We start from the raw sequence: 15168 nt of genomic DNA, 5'->3' as shown, positions 1-15168 counted from the left end.
AAAGCGGCAGGTAATGTGCTGAGAATGACTACTTATTAAACGCTGTAGTGATTAAACGCTGTAGTACAGCTCAAACTCTACCGGGTGCGGAGTCATACGCACACGGTCATCTTCTTCACGGCGCAGCGCGATGTAAGCGTCGATGGATTCGTCAGTGAACACACCACCGGCTTTCAGGAACTCGCGATCCAGATCCAGTTCTTTCAGTGCTTCTTCCAGAGAGCCTGCAACCTGTGGGATCTCTTTCGCTTCTTCCGGCGGCAGGTCATACAGGTTTTTGTCCATCGCTTCGCCCGGATGGATTTTGTTCTTGATACCGTCAAGGCCAGCCATCAGCAGCGCTGCGAAGCACAGGTACGGGTTAGCCGCCGGATCCGGGAAGCGCACTTCGATACGACGCGCTTTCGGGCTGGTGACAACCGGAATACGGATAGAGGCAGAACGGTTACGGGCAGAGTAAGCCAGCATAACCGGTGCTTCATAACCCGGAACCAGACGCTTGTAGGAGTTGGTGGTTGGGTTTGCCAGGGCGTTGATTGCTTTCGCGTGTTTGATAACGCCGCCGATGTAGTGCAGTGCCTGTTCAGACAGACCCGCGTATTTGTCGCCAGAGAACAGGTTTACGCCGTTCTTGGACAGAGACATGTGGCAGTGCATACCGGAACCGTTATCGCCAAACATCGGTTTTGGCATGAAGGTCGCGGTTTTACCGAAACGGTGCGCAACGTTATGAACCACATATTTGTAGATCTGAATTTCGTCCGCTTTTTTGGTCATGGTGTTGAAGCGGGTGGCGATTTCGTTCTGACCTGCAGTTGCCACTTCGTGGTGGTGAGCTTCAACAACCAGGCCCATTTCTTCCATGATCATACACATGGTTGAACGGATGTCCTGAGAGGAATCAACCGGCGGAACCGGGAAGTAACCGCCTTTAACGCCCGGACGGTGACCTTTGTTACCACCTTCGTATTTGGTGGAGGAGTTCCATGCACCTTCGATATCGTCGATAGCAACATGAGAACCGGAAATGGATGCGCCGAAGCGGATGTCGTCGAACAGGAAGAATTCTGGCTCTGGCCCGAACAGAACGGTGTCTGCGATGCCTGTGGAGCGCAGGTATTCTTCAGCGCGTTTCGCGATGGAACGCGGGTCACGGTCATAGCCCTGCAGAGTGCCTGGTTCCAGGATATCGCAGCGGATGATCAGTGTTGGTTCTTCGTAGAACGGGTCAATGAGTGCGGTAGATGCGTCCGGCATCAGAACCATGTCAGATTCGTTAATGCCTTTCCAGCCGCCGATAGAGGAGCCGTCAAACATTTTGCCTTCTTCAAAAAATTCGGCATTAACCTGATGGGAAGGGATAGTGACGTGCTGTTCTTTACCTTTGGTATCGGTGAAGCGCAGATCGACAAACTTCACTTCGTGCTCATTCAGCATCGTCAAAACGTGTTCAGCGGACATACTTTACATCTCCCGGATTTGTCATTGTCGTCGTGGTAACGAGGTCTTCAAACACTTCTTAAAAGTGGCGTTGTTGCCCTGAAATTTATAAAGCGAAATCTGTGCCAACTTTTAAATTGCCCCCAAAAGGCGGTATGATGCGCATCATAGTGCAAAAGGGCTGCACCACGATGGTGTCATTGCACCAGTATAGTGCTTATATGTGAACATAGAGCACCATATTGGTGCAATTTGCGTTAAGGTGCCCTTTTTTCGCTCCGTGAAAGCGATCACAAAGGAACTCTGCAATACTTGTTTGCGGAGGATGTTTGTGATCCTGTTTTGTACTGCGATTAATCCGTGTACAATAACGCGCTATTTCTAATGCCCGAGGCAAAGTTGTGATCGAAAATTTGCGTAACATCGCCATCATCGCGCACGTTGACCATGGTAAAACTACCCTGGTCGATAAGCTGCTGCAGCAATCCGGTACGTTTGATGCACGTGCTGAAACTCAAGAGCGTGTGATGGACTCCAACGATTTGGAGAAAGAGCGTGGGATTACCATCCTCGCGAAAAACACCGCTATCAAATGGAATGACTACCGCATCAACATCGTTGATACCCCAGGGCACGCCGACTTCGGTGGTGAAGTTGAACGTGTAATGTCCATGGTAGACTCCGTGCTGCTGGTTGTTGACGCATTTGACGGCCCGATGCCGCAGACGCGCTTCGTGACCAAAAAAGCCTTTGCCTATGGCCTGAAACCTATTGTTGTTATCAACAAAGTTGACCGCCCTGGCGCGCGTCCTGACTGGGTTGTTGATCAGGTCTTCGACCTGTTCGTTAACCTCGACGCGACCGACGAACAACTGGACTTCCCTATCGTGTACGCTTCTGCGCTGAACGGTATCGCAGGTCTGGATCACGAAGACATGGCTGAAGACATGACCCCGCTGTATCAGGCGATTGTTGACCATGTTCCTGCGCCGGACGTCGATCTCGACGGCCCTCTGCAGATGCAGATCTCCCAGTTGGACTACAACAGCTATGTTGGCGTTATCGGTATCGGCCGTATCAAACGCGGTAAAATCAAACCGAACCAGCAAGTGACCATCATCGACAGCGAAGGCAAAACCCGTAACGGTAAAGTCGGTAAAGTTCTGACCCACCTGGGCCTGGAGCGTATTGACAGTGACATCGCCGAAGCAGGCGACATCATCGCTATCACCGGTCTGGGTGAGCTGAACATCTCTGACACCATTTGCGACACGCAAAATGTGGAAGCGCTGCCAGCCCTGTCCGTCGATGAACCGACCGTTTCTATGTTCTTCTGCGTAAACACCTCGCCGTTCTGCGGTAAAGAAGGTAAATACGTCACGTCTCGCCAGATCCTTGATCGTCTGAACAAAGAACTGGTACACAACGTGGCGCTGCGCGTAGAAGAAACGCCGGATGCTGACGCATTCCGCGTTTCTGGCCGTGGTGAACTGCACCTGTCTGTTCTTATCGAAAACATGCGTCGTGAAGGTTTCGAAATGGCGGTTTCCCGTCCGAAAGTTATCTTCCGCGAAATCGATGGCCGTAAACAAGAGCCGTTCGAAAACGTCACGCTGGACGTTGAAGAACAACATCAGGGTTCTGTGATGCAGGCTCTGGGTGAGCGTAAAGGCGACCTGAAAAACATGAATCCAGATGGCAAAGGCCGCGTACGTCTCGACTACGTGATCCCAAGCCGTGGTCTGATCGGCTTCCGTTCAGAGTTCATGACCATGACTTCCGGTACCGGTCTGCTGTACTCCACCTTCAGCCACTACGACGATATTCGTCCGGGTGATGTTGGTCAGCGCCAGAACGGCGTTCTGATCTCCAATGGCCAGGGTAAAGCGGTTGCGTTCGCACTGTTCAGCCTGCAGGATCGCGGTAAGCTGTTCCTGGGTCACGGTGCTGAGGTTTATGAAGGCCAGATCATCGGTATTCACAGCCGTTCTAACGACCTGACAGTAAACTGCCTGACCGGTAAGAAACTGACCAACATGCGTGCGTCTGGTACAGACGAAGCAACGGTTCTGGTTCCGCCGGTTAAAATGACGCTGGAACAGGCTCTTGAGTTCATCGATGACGACGAACTGGTAGAAGTTACCCCAACTTCTGTCCGTATCCGTAAACGTCACCTGACCGAGAACGACCGTAAACGCGCAATGCGCGGTGCGAAAGAAGAGTAATCCTCCTCTTTAACGCATAAAAACCTGCCAGCGATGGCAGGTTTTTTTTTTGCCTTCACATCACGGTAAGCACATTTTTATCCCCCCTTTTAAATGCAGGGTTACTGCATAAGAGAGCTTTGTCACAATTATCCGCAAAGTTCTGCGGCGCGGTGGTCTCGGTGATACTGGTTAAGCGCATTAGCCAGCGTAAGAAAGAGATGCTGGCGGCAGTGGCATGATTTTTTGTGATGATTAGCAGGCCGTAACCATAAGCGTCATAGTCAAACCCCTCCTTTCCCGCTACAGTTAATTTTCCACGGCGAGAAAGGAGGCGAAAATGCTCTATATCTTTGATTTAGGTAATGTGATTGTCGATATCGACTTCAACCGCGTGTTTGGTACATGGAGCGATCTCACCCGCGTACCGCTGGCGACGCTGAAGCAAAGCTTTACCATGGGCGAAGCCTTCCATCAGCATGAACGTGGTGAAATCACCGATGAAGCCTTTGCTGAAGCAATTTGTCATGAGATGGATCTCCCGCTGAGTTACGAACAGTTCTCTCACGGCTGGCAGGCGATATTTGTTTCTCTTCGCCCGGAGGTGATTGAGATCATGCATAAACTGCGTGAGCAGGGGCATCGTGTGGTGGTGCTCTCTAATACCAACCGCCTGCACACTACGTTCTGGCCGGATGAATACCCGGAAATTCACGCCGCGGCGGATCATGTTTATCTGTCGCAAGAGATGGGGATGCGTAAACCAGAAGCGCGTATCTACCAGCGAGTGCTTGAAGCCGAAGGTTTTTCTGCCGCCGATACGGTCTTTTTTGATGATAATGCCGATAATATAGAGGGGGCCAATCAATTGGGGATCACCTCTATCCTGGTAACGGGAAAAGAGACGATACCTCGCTACTTTACGAAGCAGTTATGTTAAAAACCGTTCATCAAAAAACGATTCATCATACCCGTCCGCTGGTGGCATGGGGAAAACTCCTCTGGCGGCGTATCGACGAAGATAATATGACGACGCTGGCTGGTAATCTGGCCTATGTGTCGTTGCTCTCGCTTGTGCCGCTGGTGGCTGTTGTATTTGCGCTGTTCGCCGCATTTCCCATGTTTTCAGACGTCAGCGTCCAGATCCGCCACTTTATCTTTGCTAACTTTATCCCGGCGACTGGCGATGTTATTCAGCGCTACATAGAGCAGTTCGTCGCCAACTCGAACAGAATGACGGCAGTAGGAGCCTGTGGGCTGATTGTCACGGCATTGCTGCTGATGTACTCCATCGATAGCGCATTGAATACCATTTGGCGTAGTCAGCGCGCACGGCCAAAAGTTTATTCGTTCGCGATTTACTGGATGATCCTGACGCTTGGGCCGTTGCTGGCGGGGGCCAGCCTCGCGATCAGCTCGTATCTGCTGTCCTTGCGCTGGGCGAGTGAATTTAATAGCGCGGTGGATAACGTGCTGCGCATTTTCCCGCTGCTGCTGTCGTGGATCTCCTTCTGGTTGCTTTATAGCGTGGTGCCGACCACGCGCGTACCCAACCGCGACGCCATTGTGGGCGCGCTGGTTGCGGCATTGCTTTACGAACTAGGGAAGAAAGCTTTTGCGTTGTATATCACCGCATTCCCCTCCTATCAGTTGATTTATGGCGTGCTCGCCGTTGTACCGATTCTGTTTGTCTGGGTCTACTGGACCTGGTGTATCGTCTTGCTTGGGGCTGAAATTACTGTCACTCTCGGGGAATACCGAAAACTTAAAACAGAACAACAAGAAGCTGAACAACCATGATTGCATTGATTCAACGCGTAACCCGGGCCAGCGTCACCGTGGCGGATGAAGTGACGGGCGAAATCGGGCCAGGACTTTTAGTGTTATTAGGTGTCGAAAAGGATGACGACGAACAAAAAGCCAACCGCCTGTGCGAGCGCGTGCTGGGCTATCGTATTTTCAGTGATGCTGATGGCAAGATGAACCTTAATGTTCAGCAGGCGGGCGGAAGTGTGCTGGTGGTGTCGCAGTTTACGCTGGCGGCGGATACCGAGCGCGGCATGCGTCCGAGTTTCTCTAAAGGCGCAGAGCCGCAGAGAGCAGAAGCGCTGTATGACTATTTTGTTGAACGTTGTCGCCAGCAAGAGATGAACACCCAAACCGGGCGATTCGCTGCCGATATGCAGGTTTCGCTGGTCAATGATGGCCCCGTTACCTTCTGGTTGCAGGTATGAACCAGCTTCCGGTGAGGTTACGGGCGACAAAAGAGAGTGCTGCTATGTATCACCTTCGAGTGCCGCAAACGGAAGAAGAGTTAGACCGCTACTACCAGTTTCGCTGGGAAATGCTGCGTAAGCCCCTTCATCAGCCGAAAGGCTCTGAACGTGATGCCTGGGATGCGATGGCGCATCACCAGATGGTCGTGGATGAAGAAGGTAATCTGGTTGCGGTAGGGCGGCTTTACATCAATGCCGATTTCGAAGCCTCGATTCGTTTTATGGCGGTACACCCGTCCGTGCAGGATAAAGGCCTCGGTACGTTGATGGCGATGACGCTGGAATCTGTCGCTCGCCAGGAGGGGGTAAAGCGCGTCACCTGTAGCGCACGTGAAGATGCCGTGGAGTTCTTTGCAAAACTTGGCTTCGTCAATCAGGGTGAGATCACCACGCCGACCACCACGCCAATCCGCCATTTTCTGATGATTAAACCCGTGGCTTCGCTGGACGACATTTTGCATCGTGGCGACTGGTGCGGACAGCTTCAGCAGGCATGGTACGAACATATACCGCTTAGCGAGAAAATGGGCGTGCGTATTCAGCAGTACACCGGGCAAAAGTTCATCACTACCATGCCGGAAACCGGCAATCAAAACCCGCATCACACGCTATTTGCAGGGAGTTTATTCTCGCTCGCGACGCTCACCGGCTGGGGGCTTATCTGGCTGATGCTGCGCGAACGCCACCTGGGCGGCACAATTATCCTTGCCGACGCGCATATTCGATATAGTCACCCAATTAGCGGTAAACCGCAGGCGGTGGCCGATCTTGGTTCACTGAGCGGCGATCTGGATCGTCTGGCGCGCGGGCGTAAGGCGCGAGTGCAGTTGCTGGTAGAACTCTCCGGAGACGATAATCTCGGCGCTGTGTTTGAAGGGACGTTCATCGTTCTTCCTGCGAAGCCATTTGGGGCGTATGAGGAAGGGGGGAATGAGGAGGAGTAGCTACTCGCTCAGATGGAGAAAGGGGTTCATTTTTTGGTGCAGTATACGGATGATAAAAATGCCAAAGCCCGACTGCCGGTAAAATATCGCATGTAAACGATAGTCATGCCGACGAACTCCATTAATGATGTCAGAGATATCACGCCCGGCCTGGGGGTTTTTAGCCAGCAGGCTGAGGAAGTGATCCAATTCGTGGGTATATTTGTCTGCCTGCTCACAGCCAAACTGACGATACGTGTATTCATAGATTGAACCAAAATCCTCAGCGGCCCGATTTGAAAGTTTATACATTTAAATCACGTTTCTTCCTTGCTGCTATTTCACCTAGCGTAAGTGAACTCTCACCGCTATTGAGTCCCTCTTCCAACGCTTCGCGGAGTTGAACATTTCGTAACTCCTGTTCTTCCAGAAGACGCAGGGCGGAACGAACCACCTCGCTGGTGGAGCCATAACGACCGCTCTCGATCATTTTGGTAATGAAATGGTCGAGTTGATCGCCGATGGTGATACTGGTAGTTCTGGGCATTGTCATATCCTGTTGTGTTATCTATTAACACAGAATAGCACTGATAAACATGACAAAGGAATTACCTCCCCACCCGGTACGCCACATCTCTCACTGCATCTCTTGCCGCGAGACTAATCCCACCCAACTGAAAGAAGCCATGTATCACCCCAAGATACTGCTGGCAAGTGCATGCCACGCCTTGCTCCGTCATTCGCCGATACAGCGCCTGGCCTTCATCGCACAGGGGATCAAATTCCGCCGTAATAATATGCACGGGTGGCAGGCCGCCGAAATCGTCTCGCCACAGTGGGCTGGCCTCCGGATGGCGTCGATCGGCTCCCGAAAGATAGATCTCATAACCACTTAGCAGTGTATCGCGGGTGATAATGTAATCTTTTCCGTTGCGGACATAGCTTTCGAAGTGAGCTGTCGCATCCAGCATGGGATAAATCAGGATGAGCTGTTTGGGTTGCCAGCTACCGGCGGCTTTGAGTCTCAGTGCGGTGACCAGCGCCAGATGCCCGCCTGCACTATCGCCCGCCAGCGTAATTCGGTCTTTATCGACGCCAAAAAGTTCATCATGTCGCCAGACAATCTCCGCGCCTTTTAGGGCATCGTCATGAGCGGCGGGAAATATGTGTTCAGGTGCCAGTCGATACTGGACGGCAATCACTCTACATCCGCCATACACCGCCAACTGGCGCAGTTGATTATCGTGCGTAGCAAATCCTCCACTAATGAAACAGCCACCGTGGTAGTAGATAACCGTCGGAAGATGCGCCGGGCTTTGTAGTGGTGAGTAGACGCGAAACGTCATCTCTTCAAGTTCAATCGTCCGGACAGAAACAAATAACTCCGTTTTGCCTGCCAGGGCTGTGCTGGCGAGATAGCCCGCCCTCCGGTCATCAATACTTTGTTGACGAGCAGAAGGACGACCTGCAGCAATAAATGCCTGAACTTGTTCAGCAATACCTTTTTCCAGAGCCATGACGAAACCCCTTTTTACTGTATGAATGTACAGTTTTATACGCTGGCTTTAGGCGGATGGGAAGAGGGGGAAAGCGATAAGTATCAGTTTTGGAAAGCGGCTCGCAGAAGTGAAATCCCTACAGAATACGCTCTTCTCTTTGCTAATTTTCGGGTGTATACACGTCATCCTTCAAGCTGCCTCTGCGTTGGCTGCACTCGTTCACCCCAGTCACGTACTTAAGTACGCTCCTGGGGATTCACTCCCTTGCCGCCTTGATGCAACTTGAATGATTTTGTGTATAGATTGCTCATGATTTGATCTTAAGTGATATACTGGAGGTATATATGAGCATGATGGTTGGGCTGGATATGGGCAGAATTTTACTCGATTTATCCGACGAAGTGATTAAACGACTGGACGATCTCAAAGCGCAACGCAACCTTCCACGCGCTGAACTATTGCGAGAGGCCGTAGAGCAGTATCTGGAAAGGCAATCAAATACAGCTATTTCCAATGCACTCGGCCTGTGGCAGGGCTGTGAAGAAGATGGTGTTGAATATCAGCGCAAACTTCGCGAGGAGTGGTGATGGCTAAAGGGTCTGCACTTTTCGACACCAATATTTTAATCGACCTTTTCAGTGGGCGGCACGAAGCAAAACAAGCGCTGGATGCCTGGCCGCCGCAGAATGCAATTAGCCTCGTCACGTGGATGGAAGTGATGCTCGGCGCCAAAAAGTATAATCAGGAGCACCGCACTCGCGTTGCGATGAGCGCTTTTAATATTATTGGTGTATCGCAGGCGATAGCCGAGCGAAGCGTTGCTTTGAGGCAGGAGTATGGGATGAAACTCCCGGATGCGATTATTCTGGCAACTGCGCAGGTTCATCGTCTCGAGCTGGTCACCAGAAATACAAAAGACTTTAAAGATATCGCTGGCGTCGTGACGCCCTATGAACTGTAAATCGGGCGACTCACGCCGCCCGATAATGCAGAAGGCTTACTCCCCCTCTCCCGGGAACAGGAACGGGTTAATAGAGCTACGGGCGAACCCTTCTTGCTCCATTCGTGCGTCCAGCACCAGCGAGGCGAGGTCGTCGGCAACGGCTTCCACTTTCGGGTCTTTTTCCTGATACAGAATCTTCAGGTAAGTACCGCAGTCGCCGCAGCTTTCCGCTTTGATGGCTGCCTGCTCGTTATCGAGAGACCAGTAGTGCAAATCGCGGCTTTGCTCGCAGTTGCTGCATTTCACGCGCACCACATGCCACTCGGTTTCGCACAGGTTGCAGTGCAGATAACGCAGGCCCTGCGTGGTGCCAATCTGTACCATGCTGGAAACCGGCATTGAGCCGCACACCGGGCAGTACTGGCGCTGTTCGCCATATTCCGCACGGGCTTTACCTGGGATCAGGCTGGCCATTTGTGCCCAGTAGAGTGACAACGCGGCCCAGATAAACGGCGCTTTATCGCTGCTCACTGACGCAAAGTCAGAGGCAAACAGGGCGCTGGCCATCTCTTCCAGTTCCTGCTCTGACGCCTTTTCAAGATTCTCGATCACCGCTAATGCCGGCCCGGTCATCTCCGGTTTCAGTTCGGCAATCATCGAGTGCAGCAGGGTGTGCCAGTGTTTATCACGCGGCAGAACGTGAATATCCAGTGGCGGTTTGCCCTGGTCGTTCGCTTCTTTGATGCGTGCGCTGAGATCCATCTGCAACGGATGGTCGTACAGCACCACTTCCTGTGCGTGGGCGATAAGCGCGGCGAAGCGCAGGTAATCACCCAGCGGATTATTCTCGGCCAGCTCGCGCAAGCGGTCGGCGCGGCGGTTGTAGAGGTTCTTGAGTCTGGGGAACAGTAACGGCGGAATATATTCCGCCGTGCGTTTCTCGCTCGAACCCAGCTCATCTTGCGGGATTATGCGAATACTCATTCAGTTTTCTTTTCCGTTGTCTTGCGGACTTCACGGTACCAGCGCGGGTGATGTTTCTTCGCCCACGATTTGGTAACCCATCCTTCCACCATCGCGGTAATGGTGCCTTTCACCCAGAGGGCGGCGTAGATATGCACCATGATAACCACAATTAACGCCACTGCGGCAAATGAATGCAGCATTAACGCAAATCGGATCACCGGGATTGAGAAAGCAGGCGCAAAGTACGGACGCCAGATAATCACACCACTTACCAGCAGCAGGAGCAGGAAGATAATCGCCGCCCAGAATACGCATTTCTGGCCGAAGTTATAACGCCCGGTGTCACCTACTTCCTCGTTGACGACGATCTTACGAATATTCTTCGCCCAAAAGATATCATCCCGATTGATTAGATTGTGGTGCCAGTAACGGAAAAACATGATGATAAACGAGGCAAACATGATGACGCCCACGAACGGGTGCAGAATGCGCGCCAGTTGCGGTGTCCCCATAATTTGCATCAGCCAGTTGAAGGAGGGGAAAAAGAACCCCAGCCCGCTCACCGCCGCCAGGATGAAGCAGAAGGCGGTGACCCAGTGGTTGATACGTTCCGGCGCGGTGTAGCGCACGATGGTGTCACGTCGTTTCATTTGCGCACCTCGTCTTTCTCTTCATGCAGATTGTCCTCTTCCTCTTCCGCACGGTTCGGGCCGACACCGACGTAGTGGAAGATGCTCGCTGCAAACGTTGCGGCAAAACCGACCGCCGCCAGTGGTTTCCAGATACCTTTCCAGAATTTCACCGTGGCGCTGATTTCCGGGTTCTCCGGCAGGCCGTGATACAGATTCGGCTTGTCGGCGTGGTGCAATACGTACATCACGTGCGTACCGCCAACGCCTGCTGGATCGTACAGGCCTGCGTTGTCATAACCACGGGTTTTCAGCTCGGCAACGCGCTCGCCCGCCAGCGTTTTCATATCCTCTTTGGAGCCAAAGTGGATAGCGCCGGTTGGACAGGTTTTCACGCAGGCCGGTTCCTGGCCGACGTTCACGCGGTCGACGCACAGCGTACATTTGTAGACGCGGTTGTCTTCCGGGTTCAGACGCGGTACGTCGAAAGGACAGCCGGCGATGCAGTAGCCGCAGCCGATACATTGCTCAGACTGGAAATCGACGATGCCGTTGGCATACTGAATAATCGCCCCTTCCGCCGGGCACGCTTTCAGGCAGCCCGGATCGGCACAGTGCATACAGCCGTCTTTGCGGATCAGCCATTCCAGTTTGTCGTTCTGCTCGACTTCCGAGAAACGCATCACCGTCCAGGATTTCGCGGTCAGATCTGCCGGGTTGTCGTACACCCCGACGTTGCTGCCGATCTCATCACGGATGTCGTTCCACTCGGAACATGCCACCTGACAGGCTTTACAGCCGATACAGGTGGTCACGTCGATAAGCTTCGCCACTTCCTGCTGGTGATCCCGCGCCTGAGGCGCGGGGGTGAAACCGTTTGTCGCGGAACGACGGATAATGTCTTGTGATTGATAAGCCATAGGTCGTCTCCGTTACACCTTTTCCACGTTCACGAGGAAGGACTTAAACTCCGGCGTCTGCGTGTTCGCATCACCGACGAATGGCGTTAACGTGTTGGCAATAAAGCCTTTCTTCGCCACACCTTCGTAGCCCCAGTGAATTGGAATACCAATGGTATCGATATCTTTCCCGTCCGCTTTCAGCGTGCGAATACGTTTGGTTACTACCGCCTTGGCCTTGATGTAGCCACGGTTGGAGGAAACCTTCACGGTATCGCCGTGGGCGATGCCGAGTTTATTCGCCAGTTTCTCGCCAATCTCCACGAACTGTTCCGGCTGTGCGATAGCGTTAAGCAGCGCATGCTTGGTCCAGTAGTGGAAGTGCTCGGTCAGACGATAGGTGGTGCCCACATACGGGAACTTATCGGCTTTACCCAGCGCTTCGGCGTCGCCTTTAAAGATACGGGCGGCGGGGTTGGAGATAACGTTCGGGTGCAGCGGGTTAGTCCCCAGCGGCGTTTCAAACGGCTCGTAGTGTTCCGGGAACGGGCCTTCCGCCATCTTATCGAGGGCAAACAGGCGACCCATCCCTTCCGGCTGCATGATGAACGGCCCGACGTCGCTACCAGGTGCGGCGGCACTGTAGTCAGGAATATCCATCCCGCTCCATTTCGCGCCATCCCATTTCAGGATCTGACGTTTTGGATCCCACGGATTCCCCTGCGGGTCGGCGGATGCACGGTTATACAGAATGCGGCGGTTGAGCGGCCACGCCCATGCCCAGCCCAGTGTATTACCGAGGCCTGACGGGTCAGCGTTATCGCGACGCGCCATCTGGTTGCCTTCCGGCGTCCAGCTACCGGCGAAGATCCAGCAACCGCTTGAAGTGGTGCCGTCATCGCGCAGATGGGCGAACGTACTGAGCTGCTGGCCTTTTTTCGCCAACACCGCACCGGTTGCCGGGTCGATAATATCGGCCAGCGCTTTACCGTTGCTCTCCATCGCCACTTCTTCGGATTTCGGCTCATGCGGCGTGGAGTAGTTCCACGTCATGCTCAGCACCTGTTCCGGGTTCGCGCCGCCCTGTTCGGCATACATCTTGCGCATACGCAGGAAGATACCGGCAAGGATTTCGCCATCGGTAATGGATTCGCCAGGGCCGTCCGCGCCTTTCCAGTGCCACTGCAACCAGCGGCCAGAGTTAACGATCGAGCCGTTCTCTTCCGCGAAGCAGGTGGAAGGCAGACGGAACACTTCGGTCTGAATCTTCGAGGGATCGACATCGTTCGACTCACCGTGGTTCTGCCAGAAGGTGGAGGTCTCGGTATTGAGCGGATCGATGGTCACCAGGAACTTCAGTTTCGACAGTGACGCGACAACTTTATTTTTGTTCGGGAACGACGCCACCGGGTTGAAGCCCTGGCAGATATAGCCGTTCACCAGACCCTGGTTCATCATCTCGAAATATTGCAGAACGTCGTAGCCTTTGTCCCACTTAGGAAGCCAGTCGAAGCCCCAGTCGTTCTCTTTCGTCGCTTTGTCGCCAAAGAAGGCTTTCATCATCGAGACGAAGAATTTCGGGTAGTTGCCCCAGTAGTTCACCTGGCCTTCCAGCAGCGGTTTAGGCGTGTTGGCGGCAAGGTAGGTTTGCAGGTCGGTTTGTTTCTCACTCGGCAGCGTCAGGTAGCCCGGCAGGCTTTGTGACAGCAGCCCCAGGTCGGTCAGACCCTGAATGTTAGAGTGGCCGCGCAGGGCGTTCACGCCGCCGCCTGCCATCCCCATGTTGCCGAGCAGCAACTGGATCATCGCCATGGTGCGGATGTTCTGCGCGCCAATGGAGTGCTGAGTCCAGCCGAGGGCATACAGGAACGAGGCGGTTTTATCATGCGCGCTGGTTTCTGCGATGTATTCGCACACTTTCAGGAAGTCGGCTTTCGGCGTACCACAAATTTGCTCGACCACCTCCGGCGTATAGCGGGAAATGTGCGTTTTCAGCAGATTCCAGACACAGCGCGGATGTTGCAGCGTGGTATCGCGTTTCGCGAAGCCGTTTTCATCCAGCTCGTAGTTCCAGGAGGTTTTATCGTACTTGCGTTTTTCCGCGTCATAGCCGGTGAACAGCCCATCTTCGAAGCCAAAATCTTCACGCACGATCAGGCTGGCGTTGGTATAGGCTTCGGTGTATTCGCGGTTGAATTTTTCGTTGTTCAGCAGGTACAGCATCACGCCCGACAGGAACGTAATGTCAGTACCGGAACGGATCGGCGCATAGAAATCGGCCACCGACGCTGTACGCGTGAAACGAGGATCGATCACAATCAGCTTCGCGCCGTTGTGAATTTTCGCTTCCATCGCCCAGCGGAACCCGACAGGGTGAGCTTCAGCGGCGTTGCCGCCCATCACCACCACGAGGTTGGCGTTCTTGATGTCGACCCAGTGGTTGGTCATCGCACCGCGACCAAATGTTGGAGCAAGACTTGCTACCGTTGGTCCGTGTCAGACGCGTGCCTGGTTGTCGACCGCGAGCATACCCAGCGCGCGGGAGAATTTTTGCGTTAAATAGCCGGTTTCGTTGCTCGACGCGGATGCGCACAGCATCCCGGTGGAGAGCCAGCGGTTAACGGTAACGCCTTCGGCGTTCTGCGCAACGTAGTTGGCGTCGCGGTCTTCTTTCATCAGCTTCGCGATGCGGTCAAATGCCTCATCCCAACTGATTTTCTGCCATTTATCAGAGCCAGGCGCGCGATATTCCGGGAATTTCAGGCGGCTTTCGGAGTGGATGAAATCCACCAGACCAGCGCCTTTCGGGCAGAGCGCACCACGGTTTACCGGATGATCCGGATCACCTTCGATATGGAAAATGGACGCTTTAGCGTTTTTTGCGCCATCGCCGAGGCTGTACATCAACAGCCCACAGCCGACGGAACAATATGTGCAGGTGTTACGGGTTTCACGGGTGCGCAGCAGCTTATATTGCCGCGTCTCCGCCAGTGCAACGCTGGGGGCAAATCCCAGTGCTGCTGCCGTGGTGCCTGCCATACCGCCAGCGCAGATCTTAAAGAACTGCCTTCTGCTGACCTGCATGGTTCGCTCCTTGTTTCGACATTGTCATTGCTTGTAATTTTTCTTCGCTGCGTGCGCCGCAAAGATGCTGAATAGTTAGCGTCCTCAGTTCCTGGGGGACGTTGACTGAGAATACCACAATTTCGGTAGGCTTGTTCCAATGCGGTTAACGGCGAGTGAACAGAATTTGCGCGCATTAACATTGAATTGTGATAATGATCGCATTTAAAGCGAATTGCGCGCAAAAAATACCATGCGTTTAACGTGGTTAACTCATTGGTGGTAATTATCTTTTTGCGGAGTTTTTGATAAGAAATGATGAGTGA

Annotated in this window: 15 protein-coding genes and 1 pseudogene; 8 read left to right on the top strand and 8 right to left on the bottom strand. The window is 53.3% G+C overall.

Annotated elements, in window-relative coordinates; all coding sequences use genetic code 11:
- Nucleotides 1–51 precede the first annotated feature (51 nt).
- Nucleotides 52–1461, bottom strand: coding sequence for a glutamate--ammonia ligase (gene glnA / locus VSR74_RS22115; RefSeq protein WP_015966560.1), 1410 nt, complete (start codon nt 1459–1461; stop codon nt 52–54).
- Nucleotides 1462–1841: 380 nt separating this feature from the next.
- Between glnA and typA the strand changes: the two genes are divergently transcribed.
- The 6 genes and pseudogenes from typA (at nt 1842) to fabY (ending at nt 6864) form a co-directional block, all read left to right on the top strand.
- Nucleotides 1842–3665, top strand: coding sequence for a ribosome-dependent GTPase TypA (gene typA, locus VSR74_RS22110; protein WP_347796689.1), 1824 nt, complete (start codon nt 1842–1844; stop codon nt 3663–3665).
- 140 nt (nt 3666–3805) lie between these two features.
- Nucleotides 3806–3886: pseudogene (locus VSR74_RS22105) on the top strand (MFS transporter); the annotation flags it as partial.
- Nucleotides 3887–3984: 98 nt separating this feature from the next.
- Nucleotides 3985–4584 carry a glucose-1-phosphatase gene (gene yihX / locus VSR74_RS22100; protein WP_015966555.1) on the top strand — a complete coding sequence of 200 codons (600 nt, stop codon included), beginning with the start codon at nt 3985–3987 and terminating at the stop codon, nt 4582–4584.
- Complete coding sequence (locus VSR74_RS22095; RefSeq protein WP_347796688.1) at nt 4578–5444, top strand: virulence factor BrkB family protein; 867 nt, start codon at nt 4578–4580, stop codon at nt 5442–5444. The genes yihX and VSR74_RS22095 overlap by 7 nt, the downstream gene beginning before the upstream one ends.
- The gene (gene dtd, locus VSR74_RS22090) at nt 5441–5878 is read left to right on the top strand and encodes a D-aminoacyl-tRNA deacylase (RefSeq protein WP_347796687.1); all 438 of its coding nucleotides are present in this window, start codon (nt 5441–5443) and stop codon (nt 5876–5878) included. Before VSR74_RS22095 ends, dtd begins: the two co-directional genes overlap by 4 nt.
- A gap of 44 nt (nt 5879–5922) precedes the next feature.
- Nucleotides 5923–6864, top strand: a complete 942-nt coding sequence (gene fabY / locus VSR74_RS22085) for a fatty acid biosynthesis protein FabY (RefSeq protein ID WP_347796686.1) — start codon at nt 5923–5925, stop codon at nt 6862–6864.
- Here the strand turns inward: fabY and VSR74_RS22080 are convergent, their stop codons facing one another.
- From VSR74_RS22080 to VSR74_RS22070, 3 genes are all read right to left on the bottom strand, one after another.
- Nucleotides 6865–7155, bottom strand: a complete 291-nt coding sequence (locus VSR74_RS22080) for a type II toxin-antitoxin system RelE/ParE family toxin (RefSeq protein ID WP_347796685.1) — start codon at nt 7153–7155, stop codon at nt 6865–6867. It lies immediately after the preceding gene.
- Nucleotides 7148–7390: a type II toxin-antitoxin system ParD family antitoxin gene (locus tag VSR74_RS22075; protein WP_113858287.1), complete on the bottom strand. Its 243-nt coding sequence runs from the start codon at nt 7388–7390 to the stop codon at nt 7148–7150. The genes VSR74_RS22080 and VSR74_RS22075 overlap by 8 nt, the downstream gene beginning before the upstream one ends.
- A gap of 61 nt (nt 7391–7451) precedes the next feature.
- Nucleotides 7452–8360, bottom strand: a complete 909-nt coding sequence (locus tag VSR74_RS22070) for an alpha/beta hydrolase (RefSeq protein ID WP_347796684.1) — start codon at nt 8358–8360, stop codon at nt 7452–7454.
- Between the two features lie 326 nt (nt 8361–8686).
- On the opposite strand from VSR74_RS22070, the gene VSR74_RS22065 reads away from it, so the two are divergent.
- Both VSR74_RS22065 and VSR74_RS22060 read left to right on the top strand, forming a co-directional pair.
- Nucleotides 8687–8929, top strand: a complete 243-nt coding sequence (locus tag VSR74_RS22065) for a ribbon-helix-helix domain-containing protein (protein ID WP_347796683.1) — start codon at nt 8687–8689, stop codon at nt 8927–8929.
- On the top strand, nt 8929–9303 hold the full coding sequence (locus VSR74_RS22060; protein WP_347796682.1) for a type II toxin-antitoxin system VapC family toxin: 375 nt from the start codon (nt 8929–8931) through the stop codon (nt 9301–9303). The genes VSR74_RS22065 and VSR74_RS22060 overlap by 1 nt, the downstream gene beginning before the upstream one ends.
- A gap of 36 nt (nt 9304–9339) precedes the next feature.
- Here the strand turns inward: VSR74_RS22060 and fdhE are convergent, their stop codons facing one another.
- Genes fdhE through fdnG form a run of 4 tightly spaced genes read right to left on the bottom strand, consistent with a single transcriptional unit; the run spans nt 9340 to nt 14863 of the window.
- Nucleotides 9340–10269 carry a formate dehydrogenase accessory protein FdhE gene (gene fdhE / locus VSR74_RS22055; protein ID WP_347796681.1) on the bottom strand — a complete coding sequence of 310 codons (930 nt, stop codon included), beginning with the start codon at nt 10267–10269 and terminating at the stop codon, nt 9340–9342.
- Nucleotides 10266–10901, bottom strand: coding sequence for a formate dehydrogenase cytochrome b556 subunit (gene fdoI, locus VSR74_RS22050; protein WP_347796680.1), 636 nt, complete (start codon nt 10899–10901; stop codon nt 10266–10268). Before fdoI ends, fdhE begins: the two co-directional genes overlap by 4 nt.
- Complete coding sequence (gene fdxH / locus VSR74_RS22045) at nt 10898–11800, bottom strand: formate dehydrogenase subunit beta (protein ID WP_347796679.1); 903 nt, start codon at nt 11798–11800, stop codon at nt 10898–10900. The genes fdoI and fdxH overlap by 4 nt, the downstream gene beginning before the upstream one ends.
- 12 nt (nt 11801–11812) lie before the next feature.
- On the bottom strand, nt 11813–14863 hold the full coding sequence (gene fdnG / locus VSR74_RS22040; RefSeq protein ID WP_347796678.1) for a formate dehydrogenase-N subunit alpha: 3051 nt from the start codon (nt 14861–14863) through the stop codon (nt 11813–11815).
- Nucleotides 14864–15168 lie beyond the last annotated feature (305 nt).

It is taken from the genome of Pseudocitrobacter cyperus, assembly GCF_039889165.1.
GTDB classification, from domain to species: Bacteria; Pseudomonadota; Gammaproteobacteria; order Enterobacterales; family Enterobacteriaceae; genus Pseudocitrobacter; species Pseudocitrobacter cyperus.
Note: the sequence above shows the minus strand (reverse complement) of the source record. Positions and strands in the feature narration are given on the sequence as shown.

Coding starts and splice junctions, on each gene's coding strand:
- yihX (WP_015966555.1), top strand. CDS start 3,985: ATGCTCTATATCTTTGATTTAGGTAATGTGATTGTCGATATCGACTTC.
- VSR74_RS22065 (WP_347796683.1), top strand. CDS start 8,687: ATGAGCATGATGGTTGGGCTGGATATGGGCAGAATTTTACTCGATTTA.
- VSR74_RS22060 (WP_347796682.1), top strand. CDS start 8,929: ATGGCTAAAGGGTCTGCACTTTTCGACACCAATATTTTAATCGACCTT.
- fdhE (WP_347796681.1), bottom strand. CDS start 10,269: ATGAGTATTCGCATAATCCCGCAAGATGAGCTGGGTTCGAGCGAGAAA.
- fabY (WP_347796686.1), top strand. CDS start 5,923: ATGTATCACCTTCGAGTGCCGCAAACGGAAGAAGAGTTAGACCGCTAC.
- glnA (WP_015966560.1), bottom strand. CDS start 1,461: ATGTCCGCTGAACACGTTTTGACGATGCTGAATGAGCACGAAGTGAAG.
- fdxH (WP_347796679.1), bottom strand. CDS start 11,800: ATGGCTTATCAATCACAAGACATTATCCGTCGTTCCGCGACAAACGGT.
- dtd (WP_347796687.1), top strand. CDS start 5,441: ATGATTGCATTGATTCAACGCGTAACCCGGGCCAGCGTCACCGTGGCG.
- VSR74_RS22080 (WP_347796685.1), bottom strand. CDS start 7,155: ATGTATAAACTTTCAAATCGGGCCGCTGAGGATTTTGGTTCAATCTAT.
- VSR74_RS22070 (WP_347796684.1), bottom strand. CDS start 8,360: ATGGCTCTGGAAAAAGGTATTGCTGAACAAGTTCAGGCATTTATTGCT.
- VSR74_RS22095 (WP_347796688.1), top strand. CDS start 4,578: ATGTTAAAAACCGTTCATCAAAAAACGATTCATCATACCCGTCCGCTG.
- fdoI (WP_347796680.1), bottom strand. CDS start 10,901: ATGAAACGACGTGACACCATCGTGCGCTACACCGCGCCGGAACGTATC.
- VSR74_RS22075 (WP_113858287.1), bottom strand. CDS start 7,390: ATGCCCAGAACTACCAGTATCACCATCGGCGATCAACTCGACCATTTC.